The sequence below is a fragment of the Modestobacter sp. DSM 44400 genome, assembly GCF_900107175.1.
Taxonomy (GTDB): domain Bacteria; phylum Actinomycetota; class Actinomycetes; order Mycobacteriales; family Geodermatophilaceae; genus Modestobacter.
Map to the genome: position 1 here is coordinate 1 of NZ_FNOZ01000161.1, position 1,416 is coordinate 1,416.

The 1,416-nt window shown below is 68.3% G+C and carries 2 protein-coding genes; one reads left to right on the top strand and one right to left on the bottom strand.

Annotation, left to right across the window (positions count from 1 at the left end):
• Positions 1–207 precede the first annotated feature (207 nt).
• Positions 208–444, bottom strand: a complete 237-nt coding sequence (locus BLW04_RS25465) for a hypothetical protein (RefSeq protein WP_091548442.1) — start codon at positions 442–444, stop codon at positions 208–210.
• A 301-nt stretch (positions 445–745) separates the two neighbouring features.
• On the opposite strand from BLW04_RS25465, the gene BLW04_RS25470 reads away from it, so the two are divergent.
• Complete coding sequence (locus tag BLW04_RS25470) at positions 746–1,231, top strand: hypothetical protein (protein ID WP_091548444.1); 486 nt, start codon at positions 746–748, stop codon at positions 1,229–1,231.
• Positions 1,232–1,416 lie beyond the last annotated feature (185 nt).

Below are 1,416 nucleotides of genomic sequence, written 5' to 3' on the forward strand. Positions count from 1 at the left end.
CCTGCTCGTCGCGCCGGGTGTAGCGGCTGTTACTGGTCCGCCCCCGCAGCATCCAAGCGGCATCGAGTTGCCCGCGCCCGCCGAGTCCTCGAAGACAGCGAGCCGAGGCACCATCGGCAGAGACGGACCGGTCACCGGGTCAATGCTCTCGACTTCCCAAGCTCCCGCCTCGCCTCCAGCGAATACGGTCGGCGGCATGCACCCACGCTAACCTGACCCTTCCCCCGGGCGGGTGTCCTCCCGCAGCACCTGCTCGCTCGACGATTCGGTGACGCCGCACCACCCGCCCGTCGTCAGCCAGCGCGTCGCTCGACAGGCGACGGCGATCGCGGCACCGAGGGCGGAGGCGGCGGCCAGCTCCCGCCCGGTGAGCCGTCGCTGCTGGTGGACCCACCGGAGGAAGAGGACGGAGCCGGACAGGCCCAGGCAGGCGGCCGTAAGCATGCCTGGTGAGGACTGCAGCTCTGGCCGGAACCGTCTCGCTGGAGGAACGTCTATCGGGAGCGTCCCAGGTCAGAGGAGGTGCCCTGCCAGGACTGTCCCAGTAGCCCCGTCCGCGTTGGCAGCCCCGGACCGGGGCGTCATACGGCACAAGATCGAGGGACCGGTCTTGGAAGTGAGACGTTCGAGCGCCGAGTCGGTTGACGGGTCAAGCGGCTCAGCGTTCGCGAGCCGACCACAGCCGCTGGTACCCCTATCTCACCGTTGAAGGCTTGACGCCCATCCGATGGGGTAGGCCGGGGTCATGTCGATCGTCAAGCGCGCAACCACGCATCCCTCTCTTGCGGTGAACGTCGGTCGGGGCGCGCTGGCCGGTGTGGCCGGCAGCGTCGTCATGACCGCGTTCCAGAAGTTCGTCGAGATGCCGATCTCGCAGCGTGAGGACAGCTACGGTCCGGCAGAGCTCGCCCAGAAGCTGCTGCCCGTCAAGCCCAGCACCGAGGCGGGGAAGAAACGGCTGAACTACGCGGCCCACACCGCTCTGGGCGCCATGTGGGGGGCCGCCTACGGCGTCGCTGCGCACAAGGGCCTCCGCGGTCTACGAGGCGCAGCGGCGACGTTCGGCGCGATCTACACCCAGGACCTCGTCATGATCACGGCGCTCGGGCTCGGCAAGCCGTGGACCTGGTCACGCAAGGACGCCACCATCGACGTCCTCGACAAGGCGGTGGTGATCGCCGCGACCGGAGCGATCTTCGACCGTTTCCTCGGACCGAACGCCAGGTCGTAGCGCCCGCCCGGTCACCGGGCATTACTCGCCTGCCCGACACAGTACCGACACAGTGAAGGGGTAAGCGGCCAATGAAGAGCCTGCAGTCCCCAGAGGATGTCCCGAGTTCCGTGGAACTTCGGTAGCGGCCCGTTGATCAACTAGGCGGCGTTGCTGACGGGCCCATCATGCGCGGCGGGTACGAC

Excerpts from the sequence above, each read along its gene's own strand:
- BLW04_RS25465 (WP_091548442.1), bottom strand. The coding sequence starts at position 444 with ATGCTTACGGCCGCCTGCCTGGGCCTGTCCGGCTCCGTCCTCTTCCTC.
- BLW04_RS25470 (WP_091548444.1), top strand. The coding sequence starts at position 746 with ATGTCGATCGTCAAGCGCGCAACCACGCATCCCTCTCTTGCGGTGAAC.